The sequence below is a fragment of the Flavobacterium sp. TAB 87 genome (genome assembly GCF_001529295.1).
Lineage (GTDB): Bacteria > Bacteroidota > Bacteroidia > Flavobacteriales > Flavobacteriaceae > Flavobacterium.
Genome location: NZ_LLWK01000038.1, coordinates 996241 through 1014695 on the forward strand (window position 1 = coordinate 996241; position 18455 = coordinate 1014695).

The 18455-nt window shown below is 36.6% G+C and carries 15 protein-coding genes; 8 read left to right on the forward strand and 7 right to left on the reverse strand.

What is annotated here, in order from left to right; translation table 11 throughout:
- Positions 1–8: 8 nt before the first annotated feature.
- Together AP058_RS16455 and AP058_RS16460 are read left to right on the forward strand one after the other, a co-directional pair.
- Entirely contained in the window at positions 9–1136 is a 1128-nt protein-coding gene (locus tag AP058_RS16455; RefSeq protein WP_157492756.1) for a DegT/DnrJ/EryC1/StrS aminotransferase family protein, read from the forward strand.
- 208 nt (positions 1137–1344) lie between these two features.
- Positions 1345–3192 carry a nucleoside-diphosphate sugar epimerase/dehydratase gene (locus tag AP058_RS16460; protein ID WP_231739715.1) on the forward strand — a complete coding sequence of 616 codons (1848 nt, stop codon included), beginning with the start codon at positions 1345–1347 and terminating at the stop codon, positions 3190–3192.
- Between the two features lie 204 nt (positions 3193–3396).
- Here the strand turns inward: AP058_RS16460 and AP058_RS16745 are convergent, their stop codons facing one another.
- Both AP058_RS16745 and AP058_RS16465 read right to left on the reverse strand, forming a co-directional pair.
- A complete protein-coding gene (locus AP058_RS16745; protein ID WP_231739709.1) occupies positions 3397–3708 on the reverse strand; it encodes a hypothetical protein in 312 nt (103 codons plus the stop codon).
- Between the two features lie 357 nt (positions 3709–4065).
- Positions 4066–4248: a hypothetical protein gene (locus AP058_RS16465; RefSeq protein ID WP_066313362.1), complete on the reverse strand. Its 183-nt coding sequence runs from the start codon at positions 4246–4248 to the stop codon at positions 4066–4068.
- Between the two features lie 223 nt (positions 4249–4471).
- Here AP058_RS16465 and AP058_RS16470 point away from each other — a divergent pair, with 223 nt between their 5' ends.
- The 4 genes from AP058_RS16470 to AP058_RS16485 all read left to right on the forward strand — a co-directional run bounded on the left by AP058_RS16470 (position 4472) and on the right by AP058_RS16485 (position 8286).
- Positions 4472–4855, forward strand: a complete 384-nt coding sequence (locus tag AP058_RS16470) for a hypothetical protein (RefSeq protein WP_066313365.1) — start codon at positions 4472–4474, stop codon at positions 4853–4855.
- Between the two features lie 32 nt (positions 4856–4887).
- Positions 4888–5832, forward strand: a complete 945-nt coding sequence (locus AP058_RS16475; RefSeq protein WP_082706682.1) for an AraC family transcriptional regulator — start codon at positions 4888–4890, stop codon at positions 5830–5832.
- 455 nt (positions 5833–6287) lie between these two features.
- On the forward strand, positions 6288–7916 hold the full coding sequence (locus AP058_RS16480) for a MauE/DoxX family redox-associated membrane protein (protein ID WP_157492758.1): 1629 nt from the start codon (positions 6288–6290) through the stop codon (positions 7914–7916).
- A gap of 88 nt (positions 7917–8004) precedes the next feature.
- Positions 8005–8286 (forward strand): hypothetical protein, encoded by a 282-nt coding sequence (locus AP058_RS16485; protein ID WP_066313376.1) that lies wholly within the window; start codon positions 8005–8007, stop codon positions 8284–8286.
- 68 nt (positions 8287–8354) lie between these two features.
- Here AP058_RS16485 and AP058_RS16490 read toward each other — a convergent pair whose 3' ends face one another.
- From AP058_RS16490 to AP058_RS16500, 3 genes are read right to left on the reverse strand one after another with little or no spacing between them, the layout of a single operon-like run.
- Positions 8355–11009, reverse strand: a complete 2655-nt coding sequence (locus AP058_RS16490; RefSeq protein ID WP_066313378.1) for a S9 family peptidase — start codon at positions 11007–11009, stop codon at positions 8355–8357.
- Positions 10996–12411: a RagB/SusD family nutrient uptake outer membrane protein gene (locus AP058_RS16495; RefSeq protein WP_066313381.1), complete on the reverse strand. Its 1416-nt coding sequence runs from the start codon at positions 12409–12411 to the stop codon at positions 10996–10998. The genes AP058_RS16490 and AP058_RS16495 overlap by 14 nt, the downstream gene beginning before the upstream one ends.
- Before the next feature lie 15 nt (positions 12412–12426).
- The gene (locus AP058_RS16500; protein ID WP_066313384.1) at positions 12427–15459 is read right to left on the reverse strand and encodes a SusC/RagA family TonB-linked outer membrane protein; all 3033 of its coding nucleotides are present in this window, start codon (positions 15457–15459) and stop codon (positions 12427–12429) included.
- Between the two features lie 782 nt (positions 15460–16241).
- On the opposite strand from AP058_RS16500, the gene AP058_RS16505 reads away from it, so the two are divergent.
- Both AP058_RS16505 and AP058_RS16510 read left to right on the forward strand, forming a co-directional pair.
- Positions 16242–16505 (forward strand): helix-turn-helix domain-containing protein, encoded by a 264-nt coding sequence (locus AP058_RS16505; protein WP_066313386.1) that lies wholly within the window; start codon positions 16242–16244, stop codon positions 16503–16505.
- Positions 16506–16544: 39 nt separating this feature from the next.
- A complete protein-coding gene (locus AP058_RS16510; protein ID WP_066313389.1) occupies positions 16545–16895 on the forward strand; it encodes a helix-turn-helix domain-containing protein in 351 nt (116 codons plus the stop codon).
- Between the two features lie 426 nt (positions 16896–17321).
- On the opposite strand, the gene AP058_RS16515 is transcribed toward AP058_RS16510, so the two are convergent.
- Together AP058_RS16515 and AP058_RS16520 are read right to left on the reverse strand one after the other, a co-directional pair.
- Complete coding sequence (locus AP058_RS16515; RefSeq protein ID WP_066313392.1) at positions 17322–17582, reverse strand: hypothetical protein; 261 nt, start codon at positions 17580–17582, stop codon at positions 17322–17324.
- Between the two features lie 167 nt (positions 17583–17749).
- Positions 17750–18304: a transposase gene (locus AP058_RS16520; RefSeq protein ID WP_066313394.1), complete on the reverse strand. Its 555-nt coding sequence runs from the start codon at positions 18302–18304 to the stop codon at positions 17750–17752.
- Positions 18305–18455 lie beyond the last annotated feature (151 nt).

Here is an 18455-nt window from a genome sequence, read left to right on the forward strand (position 1 = left end):
TTTAAAGGGTGAAAAATTCAAAAATTTGGTTGTCTGTTCCACACATGGGCGGTGCCGAGCAAATCTTTATTCAAGATGCATTTGAGTCCAACTGGATTACGAGCGGTGGAGAAAATGTAGATGCATTTGAAGAATCTTTAGAAAATTATCTAGGCGGTTATCATATCGCAGCTGTAAATTCGGGCACTTCGGCTTTGCATCTCGCTTTAATTTTACTAGGAGTAGCAAAAGGTGATCTCGTTTTATGTCAGACCCTGACTTTTACAGCATCTGCCAATCCAATTTTGTATTTAGGTGCTGAGCCTATTTTTATTGATAGTGAAACATTCACTTGGAACATGTGTCCTGAAGCATTAGAAGAAGCAATTATAGAAAATATTCAGAAAGGGCAGAAGCCAAAATGCATTATTATAGTCACTTTATATGGAATGCCTTTTCAGGTAGAAAAGATTCAGGCCATTTCAAATAAATATAATATTCCAATTATAGAAGACAGTGCTGAGGCGCTTGGAAGTCGTTATAAAGAAAAACTCTGCGGTACTTTTGGCGACATTGCGATATTTTCTTTTAATGGCAGCAAAATCATTACCACTTCAGCAGGCGGTGCGGTAGTATGCAAAAGCTTAGAAATAAAGCAAAGAGCTATTTTTTTAGCCACACAAGCTAAGGATGCAGCAGCTCATTATCAGCACAGCGCGTTAGGTTATAATTACCGAATGAGTAACATTTGTGCTGCAGTTGGTCGCGGTCAGATGCAAGTTTTAGAGGAGCATCTTCTCATAAGAAAGTCTGTTCACGAATTTTACAGTTCACTTTTTCAATCCTATGATAACATCCAATTATTTGAAAATCCGGATGAAAATTATGATTCGAACTTCTGGCTCAATGCCGTTATTTTTTCATCTTATGCAGCGCGAGAGAATTTAAGACTGGCGTTAGAACATGATAATATCGAAACTAGACCTTTGTGGAAACCACTTCATTTACAACCATTATATCAAAAATATCAGTATTACGGAAAGCAAGTTGCTGAAAATCTTTTTAATACAGGATTGTGTTTACCTTCAAGTTCTAATATGACCGCTTTAGAATCTGAACGAATAGCAACGGTTTTTGAGACGATTTTAAAATCATAAATTATTATGGTATGTAGAAAAAATCTTTATTAAATGTTTAAATTTGTGGAGATTGTTTCTTGTTTTTAAACAAATAAAAAGACAACAATCTAAAATATTTAGAAATAAAATTATCCTTACTACTTTGACTGAAAAACCATTTTCCAGAAAAAATTTGAAATTTGAGATTCATAATCTTGGTTATTTGCCACGTTGGATTATTGTTATCATGGACGTTCTGGTACTGTTGTTCTCTTTTACTTTTACTTTTTTGCTTTTCAAAGGTATGGGGCTGAAGTACCTCATTGCACCACATAATTTTTTGCTAGTAATGTGCTTGCTAGGAGTAAATGTATTTTTTTTCTGGTTGTTTCGTACCTACTCTGGAATTATAAGACATTCGTCTTATATTGATGCAGTAAAATTGTTTTTTTCTCAGCTGTCTGTGCTAATCTTTTTTCTTTTTTTTAATACCGCCTATGATCTTTATATCGGAAGCAAAGTATTTTTAAACACCGCACTGTTTATTAATATTGTACTCTCTTTTTGTGGTTTGTTTTTGTACCGTGTGGTCGTTAAACAAACTTTTGAACTGTATTTTTCAGAGAATAGTTCAAGTAAATTAATTCGCGCTGTAATTTACGGAACAGATGCCAACGCCATATCTGTAGCCAATGCATTGAAATTTGAAACTCCTTCACGATTTAAGATTGTTGGTTTTGTAGATAAAAATAGTCAAAATGCGTCCAAGCGTATGTTGGATTTGCCTATTTTAATTCAGAAGAAGCGGTTGCCAGCACTTATGCGTTCTGTAGCTGCGGAAGGGGTAATTATTGCTGACAAAAGCTTAACTAAAGAAGAGCGATTGATTATTGTGGATCACTGTTTAGAATTTAATTACAGAGTGTACACTGTTCCTTTGATTACGGACTGGGAAAATCAAAAAGAGATTTCCAGGAAAGTTAAAAATATTCAGATTGAAGATTTATTAGAACGCAAACCAATAGTTTTAGATGGTAAATCGATATCCAAACAATTGAAAGATAAAACCGTTTTAATAACTGGTGCGGCAGGGTCTATCGGTAGCGAGATTGTGAGACAAGTTCTGACCTTTAATCCTAAAAAGATCATCATTTTAGATCAGGCGGAAACTCCTTTACACTCTTTATGTATTGAAATTGATAAATTTGAGAATGATGTCAAAATTGTTCCAGCTATTGTAGATGTTCGCAACAAAAAGGCATTAGAGCGTATTTTTGAGCAATACAAACCGCAGGTTGTTTTTCATGCGGCGGCCTATAAGCATGTTCCATTGATGGAAGAGAATCCGTCACAAGCGGTGATCACTAATGTAGAAGGAACTAAAAATCTAGCCGATTTATCGTGTGTTTATAATGTTAAGAAATTCGTGATGGTCTCTACAGATAAAGCGGTAAATCCGAGTAATGTAATGGGCGCCAGTAAACGTATCGCTGAAAAATACGTACAATCACTGTCACTTAAAAATAAAGAGAGCGAAGCTTTTTCTACGAAATTTATTACTACCCGTTTTGGAAATGTACTGGGCTCCAATGGTTCTGTTGTGCCTTTATTTACACAGCAAATTGAAAACGGAGGACCGTTAACGATAACTCATCCCGACATTATTCGATATTTTATGACTATTCCCGAAGCTTGTCAATTGGTTTTGGAAGCGGGTGCAATGGGTAAAGGGGGTGAAATTTATATCTTTGATATGGGTAAGCCTGTTAAGATTATTGACTTGGCTAAGAAAATGATTAAACTCGCTGGATTTATTCCTGATAAAGATATTATGATTAAAATTGTAGGCTTGCGACCAGGTGAAAAACTGTACGAAGAGTTGCTCAATGATAATTCGAAAACTTTACCGACGTATCATAATAAAATTATGATTGCACAAGAATTATTGGAAGAATATGAGAATTTACATGCAGATATTAGCGAATTGATTTTAACTGCCAATAGTTTTGCGAATGATGCGATTGTTAGTAAAATGAAGCATATTGTTCCTGAGTTTAAGAGTATGAATTCTGCTTTTGAAGTATTAGACAATTAAAAGTAGTATGCAAAGTATTTTAAAAAAGGCCTCCTAGTGAGGCCTTTTTTTTGTTTAGTCTTGAATGAGAAGTGATTGGTGAATTGTAAGTAGTAAACAGTAAATAGTGCGTTGTGATTAGTGAATACTGAGGGATGAATAGTAATAGCGTCGTGTCCATGGGGAGCGATTCATAAGTGTATTATTGCAAATTGTAGTTGCTAGTTATGGAATCACTGTTTCCTCTTCGGAAAAATTGAATAGCAAAACGGAACTTCCTTTGAATGGATTGAAAGTGGGTTCGTACTTTATGTAGCCCTTGTCGTTGAGCTCGCGCATGCATTTGTGGTACGTAGCTCGAGAACCTATTTTACTCACGAGCATTATTTCTTCTCGCGTTATGGTAATGGGATTTTGAAATCGATTGATGTTCCAGTATTGAAAGAGGCTGAAGTATAAGCTGATGTGTGTTGGATGGATATTTCTGTCTTCTACCAGTCGATCAAATAAAATAGTAAGATGTTTGTTGGGTTGCATGTTGTTGTAGGGTTTGAGGTTAGATTTGGAGTGAGTAGTGAGTAGTGGGTTGTGAGTAGTGAGTTTGTGTTGTGGGTTGTGAATAGTGAGTTGTGAGTTGTGAGTTGTGGGTTGTTAATAGTGAGTTGTGAGTTGTGAATAGTGAGTAGTGGGTTGTGAATAGTGAGTAGTGAGTAGTGGGTAGTGGGTTTGGGTTTTGAGTAGTGAGTATTGGGTTGTGAATAGTGAGTAGTGACTTTGGGTTTTGAGTATTGAGTAGTGGGTTTGGGTTGCTATTTGAATCGGAGCTAGGGGCTCTTCTTTTTATTAATTTCATTGGCTTTGAGGGCACGGATTGCAAATCCGTGCTAACTAATTTCAAATACGAGCTACCTGATAGCCTGTTGTTCCAAAATGAAATCTTTCTTTTTCTTTTACCGTACTTGTTCTTCGATCTAAATTTGCATCTTCTGCATAAAGTAGTACTACTCCCTCTTTTTTTGCAGCTGCGACTACTTCGTCCACCGTGTCCATATAATTATTGTGCTTTATTTTTACCATTTTCTTTTTGATTTTAGATCATCTGTTTGTAATTACTTTATAAAAGTGTACATAATAAATGAAAGAATTTTCATCCGATAGTGTACTATTCCCAAAATGACAACTAAGATTCCTGTATTGACAAGTTATTGTGTGATTTGCAACATATAATACGAAATGCACAATTTAATTTGAAGTAATTATCGTTAATTTTGTTAATTAACACTATTTGAATGAGCAGGTTATGACAGAGTCACCCGATTGTTACGAGAATCAATATGCACGCTTTTGGATTGCTGACGGTATTCTTTTTTTTATATACAAAGAAAATGTTTGTATCGATCGAGCATCCGCTCAACAAATCGTTTCGGATCGAATTCATTTTCAAAATGAAAAAAGCTATCCGATTTTATGCGACATTCGAACCATTAGTTGTGCTGACAAAGTAGGTAGAGATTATCTGGCACAGTCTGGTTCTGTATTTACCAAGGCAGTGGCCTTACTGACCAATCAACAAGTTTCACTGACGATTAGCAGTTTTTATCTTGAAATTAGTAAACCTGCGGTGCCCACGCAACTTTTCATTGTACAACAAGAGGCGATTGCCTTTCTCCAGAACTATGTTTAGTTTCTAATCACTATTATAGCAGACAAGATCGTATGGATAAACTTCACAATCAACAAAGACTTCAAGCGGTACGCCTCATGTTATTTGAGATGGCTAAAGGCAATTTTAACATCCGTATTCCTTCCAGTGCTCTCGATGATGAGCTAGAAGCCTTGGTTGTGCTTCTTAACATGGTATCCGAAGAGATGAATGAAGCTATTTTTCAATGGGGATATGTCAACACCCACAAATCACATCATTTTAGTACGCAGTTTAGCTTAGTCTTAGATTCTAATTTATGCATCACCAATTTAACTACTGCGGCTGTTGCACTGTTGGGTTATGGAAGCAGCGAATTAGTGAACAAGCCTTTATCCGTTTTTTTAACTGCCGAATCGCTCGAAAAAGTAAGAGCTGCGCATCAATTGCTCCATCCTAGCATTTGCAATCAAACCCATGCCACCCTTCACTTTGTGACCAAAAACAACCTTTTTTTACTTGTCAATTGTACGCTACTCTCTCTTTGTCACGATTCGGCTGTTCTCTTGAATGCTGTGAACTCACTACCCGAAACAGCGGTATTTGATCTTTTAGTAACCGATAAAGAGCCGGAAAATGCAAAGCAAATCAAGTCCCGACAATTAGATGCTGTACTCCTACAGCGACTCTACGACTACATATTGCATCATCTGGACGAACCGTTGCCTCCCTTGAAAGCTCTTTCTAAATTATTTTCGACCAATGAATACAAGTTGAAAGATGGTTTTAGGTATTTTTTCAACACGAGTATTTACCAATTTTACAATGAAGAACGTTTGAAACGATCGCATCTGATGGTTACAGAATCGAGCATTCCTTTGAAAAACATTGCTTATCTGAATGGCTTTACTGATTATTCTAATTTTTCTAAGTCTTTTAAAAAGCGTTTTGGGTATTCGCCTAATGAACTGAAAAGGAGTAAACCAGTTCGTTATCTGCCTTTGAGGGGCAGTTGTTAATTATTAATTGTTAATTATTAATTGTTAATTATTAATTGTTAAGTAGTCGTGGTAATTATTAATTGTTAAATGGTAATTGTTAAGTATTAAGTAGTACGTGGTAATTATTAATTGTTAAATATTAATTGTTAAGTAGTACGTGGTAAATATTAATTGTTAAGTATTCAGTGGTAATTATTAATTATTAAATATTAGTTAGTAAGTATTAAGTAGTGCGTGGTAAGTAGTACGTGTTAAGTGGTAATTATTAATTGTTAAGTAGTGCGTGGTAATTATTAAGTAGGAACTAATACGTAGTACGGGGGCAGTTTGGAGTACTGAATCTTTGATGGTGGTTGGTGAGTTTTGAATTGTGGCTAGTTGTTGTTTACTGCTTTGTGAAAAAAATATTTTTCGGGCATGAATTGTAAAACGGAACTATTACGTTTTATACCTTTTACTCAAACTACTATTCATTGTGGAATTTCTCCGCTTTAGCCAAGTTCTATTCCAGATTTTACAAGTGGAATTGTTTTGAAATTCAGAAATTTACTTCATTGAAATTAAACAATGAAGTCATGAGCGTACATGCCAAAATACGAAATTTATTTATTGAGGGAATTTGTCTCCTTTACGTTTTACTTTTTGTTTATGCTGCCGTAAGCAAACTGCTCGACTTTGAAAATTTTACGGTTCAGCTGGGGCAGTCGCCTTTACTTAGTAGTTTTGCGGAGTATGTATCTTGGGGAGTTCCAGTACTAGAACTCTCCATAGTTGTCCTTTTGATTGTGCCAAAATGTCGTTTTGCAGGATTGTTCGCAGCCTTTAGTTTGATGGTGATGTTTACAACTTATATCATTATTATTTTGAATTACAGTTCTTTCGTACCTTGTTCTTGTGGGGGCATACTGGAGAAAATGAGTTGGAAAGAGCATCTTATTTTTAATTTCTGTTTTCTTCTTCTAGCTGTAGTGGGCATGTTACTGTTTAAATGGAATCAACAGAATGCTTTCTGCTCTTTCAATTCAAAATTGGAAGTAGGTGTCTTTTGTACTTCTACTTTTTGTAGTATTTCATTAGTTGTAGTGCTGTTCCTGCTTTCGGAAAATAATATGCACTATCGTAATGGTTTTATAAGACGCTTTCCACATTTTCCCGCAGTGAAAGCAAAAGTAGCAAACCTTGCATTCAATTCCTTTTATATCGCGGGGATTGCTGACGATAAACTTTACTTGGGTAGTACAAGTGCGCAATTGTTACTGACCGTACTGGACTCTAATTTGCAAAAAAAAGAAGAATATCATATCGAATTGGACCACAAAGAGCTTCCTTTTAGGGCGCTCACTGTACAAGTAGATTCTCCTTATTTTTATGTTTCAGACGGAACTGTTCCCTGTGTGTTTAAAGGAAAAATAGGTGATTGGAAAGCTCATCTAGTAAATACTGGCAACGCGTATTTTACGCTTTCCGTACCTATAGATTCTACAGCACTGATTGTACGTGCTCTGCAACGAGGCACTGCCAAAAGTATAATCGGCAGGATGAATCTTCTAGAGAATTCGGAAACGTTGTTCAATTCTCAAATTTTGGAAGAACAAATTGACGGACTTTTTGATACCGATGGCCATCTTGTATACAGTAAAAAGATGAAACGGTTTATTTATCTCTATGCGTATCGCAATCAATTTACTGTTGTAGACCGTAATCTTATGATAGACTTTAGAGGGAAAACTATAGACAGCATAGGTCATGCTAAGCTCGAGGTAGTTACTATCCCTAGCCATGGTGTAAGAAAATTGCGGAAGCCGGCATTAGTTGTAAACAAAGCTTGTGCGGTTTTTGATAATCTGTTGTTTGTTAACTCAGAAATAATGGGACGTTACGAAAGTATTAAAATGTGGAAGAGTGCAAGTATTATAGATCTATATAATCTTTCAGACAATAGTTACTTGCTTAGTTTCTACCTCTACGACGAAGAAGGAAAGAAAATGAAAAGTTTTGCAGTACAAAATAATCAGTTGTATGCTTTAATAGGAAATCAGATTGTACGTTATACTATGGGAGCGGCGATTACAGCTCATTATAGTACAACTACTAAAAAGTAAATTACATTAAAATCTATTGGCCAAGTAGCAGGAATTTGATCGAAAACCTGTAAAAAAGAGTAGATCATAATTTATAAATAGAATTATTATGAGAACTAAAATCTTTGATTTAGCAGCTCCGATTGCAGTACTTGCATTTGGATTTTTAGGTGCACTTCAGGCTGATGCAACGAGCAAGGCTGAAAGTAAAACGGCACCTGAGTGGGGTTATAAACATGTCAATGCTCCTCAGAATTGTGAGCGGGTTCAGATGTGCGACAATACGGGAAATTTTATTTGTACGTCAGACATTGATGGATCTACTCTTTATGAATTAGATGCAGAGAATCCAACCTCTTGTCCAAATGTGCTTAAAAGAAGTGTCCAATAATAAAAAGATGAGTTGTAGAATGCCGTTTGGAATTTTCCAAACGGCATTTTTAAACTATGACTACCATTTTATGGATTATTTGCATCCATCCATTTTTTTCTTTTTTCGCTTTTAAGATAATACCCAAACCATTCACTGATACGTTCAGTTAAATCTTTTTGATTATGTTCGTTCACTACTGCGTGATCTTCATTGGGGTAAATTAATAGTAGATGCTTTTTTTTAAGTGTTCTTAATGCCAGATAAAATTCAATACTTTGGTGATAACTAATCGTACGATCTTTTTGACCGGACCAAGCTAGTAAAGGAGTTGTGATCTGTTCCGCATTCAATATCGGAGAATTCCTGATATAGCTAGACATGTCTTCAAAGAATGACTTTCCAATACGCAATTGATGCTCCTCAAACCTCCAAAATTCTGGTTTTAAATAGCTTTCTCCGATGGAAAAATAAGTGCTCACCAAGTCGGTCCATGCTGCTCCCGAAACTGCTGCAGCGAATTTATTAGTTTTTGTGAGAATAAAATCAGTTTCATAACCTCCGAAGGAATGCCCAATTAAGCCAATTCTCAATGAATCTACCAGTCCTCTGTTTATGATTTCGTTAGTTGCTGCGATTGTGCAAATTTTAGCTGACTCTCCAGGATCTCCAAATTTATAATTGATATCCGGTAACAAAACGAAATATCCTTGTGTTGTAAAATTAGTTATGTTAAATCCTCCTTGCTCATAAACAGAGGGGTTTACGTAATCGTTTACATAGTGTGATTGGCGCTCATAAATTTGTACTATCATAGGATACTTTTGTTCTTTTTTATATTTTGCTGGGTAATAGAGCGCAGCTCTTATTATTTCGCCATTTACCTCATAATTTACTAGCTCGGATTTACCCCAATTAAAGTTTTTTTGTTGCGGATTACTTTTCACTAGCACTTTTGGTTTTACCATACTGTTGGCTTGAAAAACGAGTGTGGGGGCTTGTTCATAGGTTTGCTCCATGTAAACAAAAGCTTCACTTTTAGCCGTTTTCATGAAATGAGATCTTTTCCCGTTGAGGGGTACTACGACTTTTTCTCCTATTTTCCGCTTCCATACGTAATAGCCAACCGTTTCTGTGCGTTTATCATAGGCTTCCAACAGTAGTTTCTCTTGGCTGCAAAAGCTACGCGTATTAAAGTCAAGTAAGCTTTCGGCAAATTGTTTTTCGGGACTTAGCGGGACGACTCTAAAGCGCAAGTGCTTTTCTCTACCGTGGGTCAATCGACTAGCTGAGGTTCCGTCGGGGGTTATTTCCCAGATGTCAAATTGGTCGTATACATACACCGTTTTATCATTTTCCGTCCAACCGATGTTACCGTACATTTGAGCTTCTCCAGGGGTGTTGTTGTCTTCTCTAAAAAAGTTCACCCCTATGTTGCGGGTAATATTGGTATGAGTGCCATTGCTTATTTTATAGATCCACCAATCCCCATTTTTAGTATAAGAAATAAATTTGCCATTTGGAGACATCAGTACGGTCAGGATGTTACCGGAATGTTTTTCGAGAAGTATTTTTTGGCTTCCATTCGAAAGATCCGTAATATAAATGTCTCGGTCGCTGTTAAATTTAGCTTGAGGCTCGTATGCTAAAGGGTCAAAAGTAAGTGCATATTTGTAATTTCCATTGAGCATCGCTGAGGGCCGTTCTTTTGTTGTTATCTGCAACATGCAATTATCCTTTGGCCACCATACCGCAAGCTTGTCTCTCAAGGGTGTGAACCCGTTCTTTTTTTTATTGCTGTACAGTTGTTTGTCTTCTGTGTTCCATATTTGCACGGATGTTTCATCACTATTACTATCATTATTTTTTTCCTTTATCAAGAAGAATACGCGCCGGCCATCTTTGGATAGTGTGAGCGATCCGTAGGAATCAGAAATTCTACTATCGGCAGGAAAATCGTCATGCTCTTCAGGATCGTAACGAAATAATGTTTTAGTAGTGTTGTTGAAGCAGAATAACTTGGTACTAGTTTTGCCTTTTTGGGTAAATGCAATTGTATTTTCGCGAAAGACAAGGTTTTGGAAATCTACTTCGTTATCCACTACTATAGATTCTTTACTTAATTGTTTTCCAAACTTAATTAGTTCCACGTTATATTGCCCATTACGATCATTACAATAGACAATAGAATTACCTGAGCTATCGCTTTTCCAACTACTAATATTTGGAATTATCTCAACGACTTTTTCTTGCATGTCTTTAATAATTAATTGCTTCCTACCATCACGATCGTTCAAAAAAGTAAGTAGAAATTTACCATTTGAGTTAAAAAAGAAACTAGCTACATTTGGAGTGTACCTTGTCGTACCGCTTACTAAATTTTTTAGTACAAGCGTGTCCTTTACTAGGCATGCAAACCACTCTTCCTGATTAAATACACCGTTGCTACCGTTTGGGAAAACATACTTTTTATCGCCTTCTGTCTTTTGCACAAACAGCGTGTCTTGGTGTAATTTGTATTGTAGCGCATAGCTTACCCATTTTCCTTTGTCTGAAATTTTTTTAGGCCAAAGTTTACTCCACTGCGAATAGTCATCAGTAGACAGTTGTTTCTTTTCTTTAATTTGTGCCATGAGAGGGACAGCTTGTATTACAAAATAATAAATTGCTGCCCATAAAAAAAACAAAACAACTTTATGTAAACGATTGGGCTTTTTACGATACGGAAGTTTAATATCCTGCATTTTGAGGGGAGAGATTGTCGTTTAACAAAAGTTCAGATTCAGGTATCGGAAAAAGTCTGTCTGTCGAATTCCATCCTGTTTTTAGTGTTGTTAGAACTGGATCAAGCATTCCTGTTCTTTTGAGATCAAAGAATCGATGTCCATACTCCGTAAAAAACTCTAGTTTCCTTTCCATCCAAACCGCCTTGATGATTTCAGAAGCGGTGTAGGCTGAAGTGTGAGCTAGTCCTGCCGTATGTCTAATCCTGTTCAGGTCTTCTTTTGCTCCAATTAGATTGCCTTGGTGTGCTCGTGCTTCTGCTCGGATTAGATATTGCTCTGCAAGTCGAAACATAATGGAATATTCTTTAGAGATTCCTGTGTTTTTTGTAGCTTTATATTTGGAGGCGTGGTACCATACTTCGGCACCCTTTGTAACAGCAGTTAGCCAGTACATTTTTCGTAAATCGTTTGAGGAGAACGCTGCGTGTAGTGCAGGATTAATTGCTGATGCAGGAGGAGGGCCTTTTATAAAGCTGAAGACTGTAGCCTCTATGGTGTTGCCGCCTTGAAGTTCAGGCATTAGTTGCCAAATTGTTGTAGTAGCGTCTTTAAGAAATATATTGTTTAAGTCGTCTTCTGGCTGGTAAAGTGCTGTTTGATTAATGACTGTTGATGCAGCCTGCTCTGCTTTATCCCATTCCTCTGCGTACAAATGAACTCTTGCCAAAAATGCTTGTACCGTCCATTTGTTCGGTCTTGTCCTGTCTGAAGTCAGATATTTTTCAGGCAGTAATGACTTTGCATCAATTAAATCTGCGTTGATGTGGTTGCGAATTTCATTTTCGGACATGCGTTTTACTAGTCGATTCTGCTTATAATCTGTAGTTAGGATGTAGGGGATGTCTCCAAAAATATTAAGTAGATGGAAATGTACCAATGCCCGCACAAATAGCGCTTCTCCTTTTAATTCTTTTTTGTCCAGTTCTGTAAGTGCAGTGCTCTTATTGACTCCTTCCAAAACCGAATTCGCAGCATAAATTTGATTGTAGCTGCTGTTCCATAACTCTGCTACTTGATAATCCGATGACAGAATTGAATTGTTGTAAAAGTTTAGCTCTCCGCCGAATGCTGTAAGTTCGTCTGCGTATAATCCAAGTTGATTGGACAGTCCTGACGGATTTCCTGTAAATAGACCCTTGTTGCGGATTTTTGCATAAATGTCTATCATTGCAGCAGTTGCAGTAGCTTTGTCATTAAAAACTGATTGCGCTGGAAGTTGCGAAACGGGCAGGTCAACTTGTATGAAACTATCGCAGCTTAGCATACTATTTGAAATAATTGCAAAAAACAATACCGTAGTTAATGAAGTATTTTTATAGTTTATAAAACAGCGTAGTTGTAAGATGTTGTATTTTTTCATTTTATACGTTTTTAGTTAAAAGATAAGTTGTAAGCTGCTGGTGTAAATGCGAAGCGGAGGTAAGAATCCAGCCGTTTTAAATTCGGGGTCCGCTCCTTTGTAAGAAGTAATGGTTAGCATATTTTGGCCTTGGATACTCACTTTACATTTTATGTTTTTGGTCCATCTGTGTGGCAGGTCAAATGAAAGTGAGATATTCTTCAGCCTGATGTACGAGGCATCACTAATTCCAGCATTGCTTTGGGCATGTCTTGTATTTGCTACTTGTACGTTATACTTATTGCCACTGCTATAAATCTGAAATGGTTCGGAGTCACCGGCACTCTGCCAGTGTGCAATAGCTGCGGTAGGCTGGTTAATCATTAATCCTGGCATTGGCGCACTGAATGTTTGATTAAAGTTCAGTTGCTTGACAAACTGGAAAAGGAAATCGAGCTGTACAGGGCCATATTGCAATTGATTTTGTAAGCCTCCATAAAATTTAGGATTAAGATCTACACTATATTTTTTATCTGCGCCTGCAGAGATTATTTGGTCGCCGTTCACATCTTCGAACTGATATATGCCGCTTTGAGTGTCTAAGCCCAAGTATTTGTACACTTTAGTGCTATTTAGCGGTTTTCCTATTTCAAATTGGTATTTGTATGTTGAGCCTTCGAGATCTGGAAATGAAATAAGTTTGTTGCGTGGTTGGGTGAAATTGAGATTTGTAGTCCAATTGATTTTGGACGTTTTTATGTTGATCGTACGAAGACTAATTTCTAGGCCTGTATTTTCTACCGTAGCATTTAAGTTGGCTTGTACTTGAGTAAATCCGGTCGTAGCAGGTAGCGGTATGCCCACCAGCTGGTTCGACGAGCGATTGCGATACCAGCCTATAGTGGCAAAAATTCGGTCATTTAGAAAACCGGTTTCCAGAGCCACTTCGAACTTTTTATTGGTTTCCCATGCAAAATCAGGGTTGAATAGCCTGGTGGGAGCTAGTCCATTAATTCCTTGATAGTGACTTCCTGAGATGCTATAGGTGTCCAGGTACTGGTAGTCTCCGATTTGATCATTGCCCGTAGTACCATAACTTGTTCGTAGTTTTCCAAAACTCAAAAAAGGGAGGTTCTCTTTTATGATTTTTTCGTTTCCAAAAAGCCATGCCATACCTGCTGCGCCAAAAACAGCAAATTGTTTTCCTGGGCCAAAACGACTGGATCCATCTCTTCGGCCGGTAAGATTGATAATGTAGCGGTCTTTCCAGTTTACATTTATCCTTCCGAAAAAGGCTTGGTATTTATATACTGATTGGTTACTGTTTCTGAGTTTATACTGGTAGGCTGCTGCTGGATCATTAATCAAACTATTGCTTGCGAATCCATATCCTGAGTTTACAATCTGGTTGCTGTTTTGTTGTTGAAAGGTGGCTCCTGTAAGAATGTTGATTTTTAAATTGGTGTGTTCATAGTTGTACACTAGTTGCGGTTCGATTATCCAAGACTGCCTATTTGTTCTGTTTTTAAAAATTGACGAAGCTTCGCTACCAATTCCGTAACTCGGGTTGTACCTTGTGGAAGGTAATGTTTGTGTTTCTTCATGACGGAGGTCGTTGAATCCAAAATTAGATTTGATTTCTAGTCCTTTCAGTAGGTCGTACGACACTATTGAATTGGCTAGTAAGTCGTAAGTGTTGCTGTCGAATTTCCCAGAAAGAAGGGCCAGGGGGTTGTTGAACGTATTGTTCTCCCAATTTATTTTTCCATTTATATCATACAGAGCAGGAGCATTAGGTGGCAGTTTTATAGCCTCACGTGTAAAATCGACAGAAGGAAGGAGATTATCTTGTATTGAATAACTCGTTGTAGTATTTATCTTGAATTTTTTACTGTCTGATTGATGGTTGACATTCAAGTGAAAATTACCTTTATTGTACTTAAAATTACCAGGAAATACAGTAGTTTCTTTGCTGTAATTGCCACTAAGTATAAACTGTGTCTGAGCCGAGCCTCCCGATAAAGAAGTTTGAAGGTTTGTAAACATTGCGGTCCCCCCTGTTAATTCTTTTTGCCAATCGGTATCTCTATTTTGGCTCCAGTTTCCATTAATATCATAAGCAGCTTCGGGATAATTGGTAATTCCGTCATTTTTGTAAGCTTCTCTTCTCATTTGTAAGTACTGAGAAGTGTTCATGAGTTTAAGGAAGCGAGTAACTTGTCCAACACCGTTTGAATAGTTTGCTGTGAAATTCGTTTTGCCTTCCTTCCCTCTTTTAGTTGTAATGAGTACCACACCGTTTGCTCCTCGGGAGCCGTAAATAGCTGTAGCATCAGCATCTTTTAGTATCTCTATGCTTTGTATGTCGGCTGGATTGAGACTGTTTAGTGGGCTAGTTGATTGGGGAGTAGTACTTGATGTGAAGGAACTTCCGATTGGTTCAGAAGCGTAGGGTGCACCGTCAATAATATATAAAGGTGAATTTCCATCGAGCCTCAAGCTATTTCGGCCTCTTATTTGGATGTCAAATCCTCCGCCAGGCACACCTGTAGTTTGCGTAATATTTACCCCTGCCATTCTTCCTTGCATGGTAGCCAAAACATTAGTGACGGGTTGTGTTTCAATGTCTTTGGCCGTAATTCTGGCAATGCTGCCGGTGCGTTCGCTTTCTTTGACGCTGTAGTAGCCTGCATTTATTTTTACTTCTTGCAGTGTAGTAGCCTCTTCTTGGAGCTGTACGTTAATGATTTTTTGTTTGTTAATTGGTATTTCAATTTTTTTGAAACCCATAAAGTAAAATACCAGAATGTCGTTAGTGTGGGCTGCAATGGTATATTGACCGTTGTAGTCTGAATTTGTGGTGGTATTTTTTCCTTTTATCGTGATGCTGACTCCTGCCATTGGGGCAAGATTATCGGTAATTTTGCCGCTTACGTTTATCGTTTGCTGTTGCATGGCAGCAGTTGATTTATGATTGTTGGACTTACTAGTGGCGGAGTAAAGGCAGATTGTTGTTATGAGCGCATAATGGATTGCCCTTAACGCCTTGATTACTGAATTATTTTTCATAATTTTGGTTATTGGTTGAATGGAACGAGCGTTTTATTTGACTTTGACCCTCTGCTTTGTTTGCCGACAGGAATAGAGGGTCTTTTTTATGTATTGTCGTATGAATATACTTTGTTTAGTTACTGTTTTTTATTGCATCATAGGCGAACGTTTTTATTTTTGGTTGTTGTTTCTTGTAAAATAACCTGCACCTTTTGTACTAAATTCAAATTAAAGTCAAGGAATAGATTGTTTGTAATCCTTAGGGTGCAGGCGTACTTTATCGGCTTTGTTATTTCTGTTTTTGTTATAGGATTATACTGTCTTGTAGAAAATGTTTTCCTAGAAGGGGAAATATAGTCGGTTCGCTGCAGTTAACCGAACTAATTATGAGCGAGTTGGGAGCTTTAAGGGTGTGCTTTTATTTGATTCATAGGCGTATTTGGTTTTGTTTGTGAAACTTTTGCGAGACGATCTGTAAATGAGTAATCGCTAAGAATTAAGGAGAGTAAAAAAACCAAAAAAAATGGCATGGAACTCATCTTAATCGCATTAGAGGTACTGGAATACCTGCGCACGAATAAGTGAGCCCACGCCATGGTCGTGAGCATCTTAACTTATCATCTTGCGCGCTAAAATTTCCAGTTTTCTAATGCAAGATTCAAAGCGAATGCTTCAAATGTTTTAAATGAAGAGTCGCAAAAATAATACTAATTCTAGTATTACATCAATGTAAAGATAAAAAATATAATGACATATATGTCATTAAGTGAAAATATTTTTCTAAATCAATTTGAAATGCTATGGAACAGATAAAAAATGAACGACTATTAAGTGCAATTAAGCTAGTTTTAAAAGAACTTCGAGCTAAAAGTGGATTGACTCAAGAGCAGGTAGCAAATAATATACGAATCAATAAAGATTTAGCAATTCATATTGGCCGCAATGAGACCGGAAATCAAAATATGACTGTCAGTACTCTCTTTGAATTGTGTGAATATTATAAAGAGCCAATATCTGAGTTTTTTAAGCGAGTTGAAGAAGTAGATAAGAGATTAAAAATATAGATAAGTAAAAGACAAGTTGGATTAAAAACTTTGCTATAAATGAAAAAAATATTTGAAATCCAAACTACTCAATTCGATTTAGAGTTTATAAATCATATAAAAACCATACGTAAGGAAAAAAACTTTACTAAGGATGAATTAAGCCTAGCAATGGGTGTAGCTAAAAGCTTTGTAAGTAATGTTGAATCATTTACTCAACGACATAAATACTCAACGAGACATATTGCATTATTAGCAAAGGTATTTGAATTTAAAAATATCGCAGATCTCTTGGACTTTCCTACTCCACAATATGATAAAATTAAAGTTACTGTAATGCAAACGATGAATAAAAGTGGAACTAAAGCATTAAGTTCCCAAGTGATGAAGATTGACCCTTTGAATAAATAAGTAGCGATTAGATAAAATGTGATAATTATCTGGCTAATGGATTATTTCACTTGGAGTTAGGTATTTTTATTTTTAGCAGTTGTCAATTTGGGAATACTAGTTGTCAAAAAGGTAATTTCTAAGGTGGCTGTAAAGCGTCTTTTATTTGTCCGTTCTATATTTGATGTATGGAATGGTATGAGATAATGGGATTTATTGCGGTTTGGATTTTAGGTCTTTACCTGAGGGAAAAGATTTATGAGCGTAAGAGAAATTATAATTGTAGTTGGAAGACACGACATAGCTCTACCTATAAAGATTTTAAATGATACTGAGAGGTATCTTTTTTTTATGTTTGAAGATTAAAGATAATTTGAACGTATAGATATACGCGCTGCTGGTGTCTCCGTAGTTAAAAGCCGCTACTTTCTGTGCTTATTCTCTCTGTCAGCTACGGACTCTATTGTTGGCGCTGTAGTTTATGTTAATGGAGTCTCCTTTAATTATAAGTTCTCTTCGTTTTCTACTTGCATCTTGCTCTATTTTGTTTAATGTTCGCTTAAAATTAGCTTCTTTGGTCTCTATCTCTTTATTTATTTGCTCTAATTCTTTTTCTAACAACTGTATTTTTTGATGACGAAAATAGGAGGTTATTACTACTGCAAATAGTGAAAACAAACAAATTTTTATAAGGTGTCTATTTGTCATTTTGTTTTTTTGATTTAAAATTGGTCGTATAAATATAGTATAATTAATTTTTATGAACAGTGCGTAGAGAGGAGTGAATAGTTAGTGTTGTCTTACAAAAAAAGACCTGCTCGCGCGGATTTTCAATCCGTGCTCACTACCACATTCCTTATCTGCAAAATTTAAGATTAAAACAAGTCTAGTAAAATCACTTCTATATCATTCTCCAGACCCGCATAATTTCTGGCAGAGCTGAAATAATAGTCTTCGGGTACTAGTACTATTTTGTCCTTCACAGGATTCATGTGTATATATTCGACTTTCTGTTTTATAAATGAATTGCTATACATATACTCCGCATGGTAACCATCTTGCCAGACTTTATAATGCTGAGTTCTTTTTAAATGGATGCAGGCTTTTTGAAAATAGTCTAATAGCCATTCTCTTCTGCTCTCCGGTTCCTCGATAATAGTTTGAATTATTTTTTTAGAGGTGAATTTTTTAAAATCTCTAACTACATCCGATAGGATAAAACCATGTGTTGCTCTACAAAGCAAATGGACGTGACTACTCATAATGCAATACCCGTAGATTTCTAATCCTTTGTTTTGCTGACAATGAATCAAAGCATTGATAATGCCATTTTTCTGATTCAAACGAGTAAAAACATCCACCCAGCCCACGGTGGTTAGTGTAATAAAAAATGCTTCCTCTTTTGCTGTAGCTTTGTATTTTGTTGACATGGTTTTTTGTTTATGTTAGGCACGGATTGCAAATCCGCGCTATCGAGGCTATCGAGTTGCACATTCGTGCTATCGTTTACTGGGAAGTGCTTTTTTTTGACATGTATTTATGTTTATGATGGGCACGGATTGCAAATCCGCGCTATCGAGT